At 46.9% G+C, this 5580-nt stretch carries 5 protein-coding genes; 3 read left to right on the top strand and 2 right to left on the bottom strand.

Features of this window, described 5'->3' with window-relative positions; genetic code table 11:
* The 3 genes from NWQ57_RS03630 to NWQ57_RS03620 form a co-directional block, all read left to right on the top strand.
* Positions 1-2522 (top strand): hypothetical protein (locus NWQ57_RS03630; RefSeq protein ID WP_306020698.1); only part of this gene is annotated, 2522 nt, incomplete at its 5' end.
* 48 nt (positions 2523-2570) lie between these two features.
* Positions 2571-4106 carry a class I SAM-dependent methyltransferase gene (locus NWQ57_RS03625; protein ID WP_306020697.1) on the top strand — a complete coding sequence of 512 codons (1536 nt, stop codon included), beginning with the start codon at positions 2571-2573 and terminating at the stop codon, positions 4104-4106.
* 17 nt (positions 4107-4123) lie between these two features.
* Positions 4124-4633, top strand: a complete 510-nt coding sequence (locus tag NWQ57_RS03620) for a YgjV family protein (protein ID WP_306020696.1) — start codon at positions 4124-4126, stop codon at positions 4631-4633.
* Between the two features lie 168 nt (positions 4634-4801).
* Here the strand turns inward: NWQ57_RS03620 and NWQ57_RS03615 are convergent, their stop codons facing one another.
* Together NWQ57_RS03615 and NWQ57_RS03610 are read right to left on the bottom strand one after the other, a co-directional pair.
* Positions 4802-5086: a DNA-binding transcriptional regulator gene (locus tag NWQ57_RS03615; RefSeq protein ID WP_306020695.1), complete on the bottom strand. Its 285-nt coding sequence runs from the start codon at positions 5084-5086 to the stop codon at positions 4802-4804.
* Positions 5083-5313, bottom strand: coding sequence for a hypothetical protein (locus tag NWQ57_RS03610; protein ID WP_306020694.1), 231 nt, complete (start codon positions 5311-5313; stop codon positions 5083-5085). Before NWQ57_RS03610 ends, NWQ57_RS03615 begins: the two co-directional genes overlap by 4 nt.
* Positions 5314-5580 lie beyond the last annotated feature (267 nt).

Raw genomic sequence — 5580 nt, 5'->3', positions numbered from 1 at the left:
CTACAGCACGTGGTTCGATCACAACGGATACTGATGCGCTGATTACAGCTAAGGGCCAAGTAGCCAGCATCGATACTGAGGTGATGGATATTGATGGTGACATCACGCTAACGGCAGCGACTGATATCACCATTGGTGATGCGGTAGCGACCAATGATGGCAACATCAATCTGACAGCGATGAAGGGCTCGGTCACGCTGAATGATACGCTGACAACGGTTGCGACAGCTGATCGTACCGAGGATGGTGTATTCGCTGATGGCAACATTACGGTGGCTGCGGCGACCTCAATTATGCAGAACGCGGATATCACGGTAGCCAATGGTGATCTAACTCTGACAGCGAATGCTGGTAACATTCTGCAGAATGCTAATAGCAAGTTAGTTGAAGGCAACGTGTTGCTGACGGCTAAAGTCGCGATGGGTGTTGAAGGTAGTGGCAACATCACGATGCGTGATGCGAATCTGGATACTAAGCTTTCAGCTACAAGTATCGAGGTTGGTAGCGGCAACATCACGCTAACGGCTGCTAACAATGTCAATGTCGCTGCAATTAGTGCTTCAAATGACAATACCGTCACGCTAACGGCTACACAAGGTGCAATCACAGGTCAACCAAATACTGAGTTGCATGTCCATGCGGGTACGTTAGATGCCACTGCTGGAAAAGGGATTGGTAATGCTTTGCGAACCAGCATTGGCAAGCTGTTTGCGAAAGTCACCGGTATCGGCAATATCACAATTGATGAAGTCGATGCCATTGAACTAGCAAACGTCAGCACAACATCAGGTAGTTTTGACCTAAAAGCGGGTGATGACGTCTTGGCGCGTGATGTAGCGATTACGGGTGCCGCCAATTTCGATGTGAAAGGTGAGCTGACCACATCGGAAGCGAATTCGTTGGTCATGCCCACCGTGCCTGCGGGTCAAATTGCAGCCACTGATTTGACGGTTAAAGCAGTCGATGGTGTCAATATTCGTACTGATGTGACTACTGCCGATGTGGTGTTGTCCAACATGGGCGATATCGTCATCAATGAAGCCAACGGCATTACCTTGAATAAGGTAGAAACTGCTGACGGTGATGTTACTGTGAGCTCGGCTGGTGCAATGACTGTCGCTCAGGTGGTGGCCAAAGGCGAAGACGCCAAGGCGATTTTGACCTCGGCAGAGGCCAATATTGTGCAGGATTCGACTGCCATGGCACCCGCAGTAACAGCCGCGAACACGATTCTGTCGGCCAGCACTGGTATTGGTAGTCAAACTGCAGATGTCACCACGCCACTAACGCTGAAAACCAACACACTTACGGCCACTAGTACGTCCGGTGATATTGTGTTGGCACAAGATGGAGAATTAAGCCTTAATGAAGTCGCTACAGCTGATAATGTCAATTTCGTTATCACAAACGGTGACCTGATTGGCAACGATGTTAATCGTCTTGCTGGTGACGAGATTAAGTTGACGGCACTGCAAGGTTCAGTGACTGATATTAATACGGAAGCGGGCGCATTACTTAATGTTATCGCTTTAGGTGATATTGAGCTGACCGAAAAAGACGGTATTACGCAAGTCAATTTGAAAGGTGAAAATGTCACGCTATCGTCAACAACAGGCGACTTAGGGATTGGCCTAGTTGAAGCGGTGGAAGCGGTTAATTTGAGCACGCTGGCCGGCGCGATTGTTGATGCCGACCTTGATGATGACACAACACGTGATGTTGATTTTAAGGCTAAGTCGCTAACAGTAAGTGCAGCGCAAGGTGTAGGCCAGCCGCGCCGATTCATTGAAACAGAAATTGATCTTTTAAACGCTGAAACATCGGCGGGTGGAGTGTTTGTCGATAACAAAGGCGATTTAACACTAGACCCCATTACAGTGGCCGGTGGTGATGTGATTATTCGCACCGATGGCAAACTCGATATCGCATCAGACGTTAGCAACATTGATGGTGGCAATATAACGTTGCAGGCCACAGGTGATGTTGATCAAGCGGGCGATATCTCTGCAACTGGTCGAGGCTCAGTCTCGGTAATCAGTACTGTCGGCAACATTGATATGGACCGTGATGCACGCTCAAGTGTTGTCTCTGGCGTCGTCGATTATCAAGCAGCTCAAACCTTAGCGATAGGTAATCTTGCGGCAACGGGGAATGGCACGGTGCAACTAACGGCACCAATGATTACCAGTAATGTGCCAGAGGGTGGCAATGTGCAGGCATTCTTCTTGAATGTAAATTCAGAGAATGTTGATCGCCCATTCTTTGAGTTGCTGTTAGGCGAGAACGCAGTTGAGGCAGCGTTGTTACGACTGAATATGCGTGTTGTTGGTGGCAACTTAGCCAATAGTCGTCAATTTATGGATCATCTGTTGCAACCACTGGGTCTGAGTACGTCTGGCAATGGTTCCTCTGGGCAAGCATTGATTAATCATGCTAATCCGTTGAAGAGCCTTGAAATGAATGTATCGGGTCAGTTGGTTCAGAGCAGCCATAACACCTGGGTTTTTCAGATTAAACAATAAAACCGAGCTGGGCGTAACGTTTTGTCTACGCCCAGCACAGGAGTCGTGATGACAGATTGGACTCAAGGCTATGTTGCTGACATTGCTTATACGTATGGTTATTACCCTGAATTAAATCCATTGCGATTAAAGCTAGCATTTTTAAATGCTGGCTTAACTCCGCCTGAGGTGGGTACTGCTTGTGAGTTGGGTTTTGGTCAGGGTATCAGTGTCAATTTACACGCTGCTGCAACGGTCACAAAATGGCACGGAACAGACTTTAATCCAGCCCATGCAGCTTTTGCACAAAATCTTGCCGCTCAGTCTGGCGCCTCAGCGCACTTAGTGGATCAGGCATTTGATGAGTTTTGTACTCGCCAAGATCTACCTGAATTCGACTTTATTGGATTACATGGGATATGGAGTTGGGTGTCTGACGAGAATCGTCGAATCATCGTTGATTTCATTCGTCGTAAACTCAAAGTCGGTGGTGTTTTGTATATCAGTTACAACACGCAGCCAGGCTGGGCAGCTATGGTCCCTATGCAGGAACTTTTAAGTGCTCATGCAGACACAATGAGCGCTGATGGTTCTGGAATTGTGCCACGTATTGATGGAGCCTTAGATTTCGCAGATCGATTGTTAGCGGTAAATCCACAATTTGCACAATCAAATCCGCAAATAGCTGAACGTCTGAGTCATATTAAAAAGCAAAACCGCCATTACGTTGCACATGAGTATTTCAATAACGAATGGTACCCCATGTCGTTTCGGTCAGTGTCTGAGTGGTTAGCGCCCGCAAAGCTTAGCTGGGCGTGTTCTGCGAATCTTATCGACGCCATAGATGTTGTGAATTTGACGAAAGAGCAGCAAGTGCTTTTAGACGATATTCCCGATCCATTATTTCGACAAACCGTCCGTGATTTTTGTGTCAATCAGCAGTTTCGACGTGATTATTGGGTCAAGGGTCGACAGCCATTAAGCAGCTTAGATCAAATTGAACACTTGAAGGCGCTGCGTTTGCTACTGGTTCAGCCCGGTGCTGATGTCAGCTTAAAAGTAAGAGGTAGCTTGGGTGAAGCCACGTTACAAACCTCAGTTTATGGCGTCATTGTTGATAGTTTAAGTGATCATTGCATCAAAACATTGGGTGATTTAGCAGCGTCACTTGAGCATAAAGGGATTAGTTTTAGCCAAGTTGTGCAAGGTGCCATGGTATTTATGGCGGCTGGTGCTGTTGCGTTGATTCCAGATAGTAGTGAGGTTTTGCGTGCGCAATCATCGGCCCGAAGTATTAATGATCAGTTAATTAGGCGTGCTCGCAGCCATAATGAACCCTCCTTCTTGGCTAGCCCAATGACCGGTGGGGCTGTCTCGGTGAGTCGTTTTCATCAATTATTTTTAGGTGAAGTGCATCGTGGCGTAGAGCAGCCTAAAGCGATGGCGAAAGCATTGTTAACGTTACTCAAGTCTCAAGGTGTGCGATTACTTAAAGAGAGTCAGGCGATTGAGACTGACAAAGATATACTGAAAGAGTTAGAGCGTCAGGCTTCAAAATTTCTTGCGGATTATTTACCAATTTATCGAATACTTCAGTTAGCGTGATACTAACAGGCGCCTATTTGATTGGCTTAGTAGCCGCTTGTGCTGAGTGGCGAGCTTATCTGCAAGCTGCTGATGTTGAACTACGAAGATGGTCAGCATTAGGTGCATTGTTATGGACGTTAATGTACCTCATGTTGAGTGCCTATACGGCTGCAGTCATGATGTTTTTGACAGCGATTCGAACACTTGCATCTGGGTATCATTCTGCGCGGAAGCTTTGGGTTTTTAGCGTATTTATGGCTATATTTCTGTCGTCGCTTGTATTCTCGTGGCAAGGACCACTTTCACTTCTTCCAGCGTTTTCGGCAATTAACACAACGATTGCCCTTTTTTATTTTTCAGGAGTCCAACTCAGGCTTTTCCTGCTGGCTTCAAGTATTGCGTGGATGGCTAATGATTTAATATGGCAGGCATGGCCAGCTTTGTTGGCAGAAGCGATTGCGCTTTTGTTAAATCTCAAAACAATATTTGCTTTAATTCGGATTGATAAGCTCAGTCAATGGCGTCGTTCTTTGTCTGTTTTGTAACGCATTTTGCCGTTCGTCGTTTTATGAAATGTTCGCGTGCATCAAGCAAGCTGATACAGCGCAGAATATCAAGCAAGTTAGTGACGGTTATAGCAAGATGGCTGCGAGCTACGCCAACACTTCATCCATGATGCCGTGTCTGAGTATCCTATACACCAGACATGCGTATCAGAGTAGGGCGTCAATAACAGCCTGCGGGTTACGCTTTATGACGTTGAGTAAAATCAGTGCGGGGCCACGCGGAGTACGGTCGCCACGCTCCCAATGTCGAAGCGTTGGCGTAGAGAAGCCGAATCGAGCAGCAAACTGCTCTTGAGTCATCCCCGTTTTGTTGCGCACAGCCTTGACGTCGATGGCACGTGGACGATGAGTGCGTAAATGACTTACATCACCTTGGGCATGGCTGATAGCCTCTTGCAGGCCCTGCTTAATACTTTCAAATGCATTGCTCATGATTTCTTCCTCCTCCAGACATCGACCAACAGATCAATTAGACCAGACAGCTCATTACGTTCTGACTTAGTTAGATTAGATTTTCGCCTTTGACAAATAACGCCTCCTGTCCCTTCCATTAAGTCGCCAGCCTTTGGGTGTTCAGCCAAGTAGTCGATAGTATCTTGGCGCTCAACACGACTCAGTTGTTTGTCAGCTAAGCGTATGTGGGTGGGGAAACTCAGCAATGGAGTTCATTTCGATCATGATTAGTACTAATCCATTGGATTAGTATTGGCAAGCTATTGCTGCTTTATCTGCGCGGGTATGAACTCTATTGATTGCCCTAGTTGCTTTGATAATACCCGTGATACTTCTAAGTCGTTTGCGCAGCAAATACAAGCAAGGCCTGTCGCTAGAGTCCATCGTGGTGGCTGATCACGGCGTGGGTTACCGCTTGAGCGTGCCACTGCGTTTGATCTGAGTGTTTATGTTTACCAATGTAATAATATGAA

Origin of the sequence: Paraglaciecola sp. (assembly GCF_030730205.1) — a bacterium.
Taxonomy (GTDB): Bacteria; Pseudomonadota; Gammaproteobacteria; order Enterobacterales; family Alteromonadaceae; genus Paraglaciecola.
Note: the sequence above shows the minus strand (reverse complement) of the source record. Positions and strands in the feature narration are given on the sequence as shown.

Bases quoted from the DNA above. Each gene is read 5' to 3' on its own strand.
- NWQ57_RS03615 (WP_306020695.1), bottom strand. From the start codon at position 5,086: ATGAGCAATGCATTTGAAAGTATTAAGCAGGGCCTGCAAGAGGCTATC.
- NWQ57_RS03625 (WP_306020697.1), top strand. From the start codon at position 2,571: ATGACAGATTGGACTCAAGGCTATGTTGCTGACATTGCTTATACGTAT.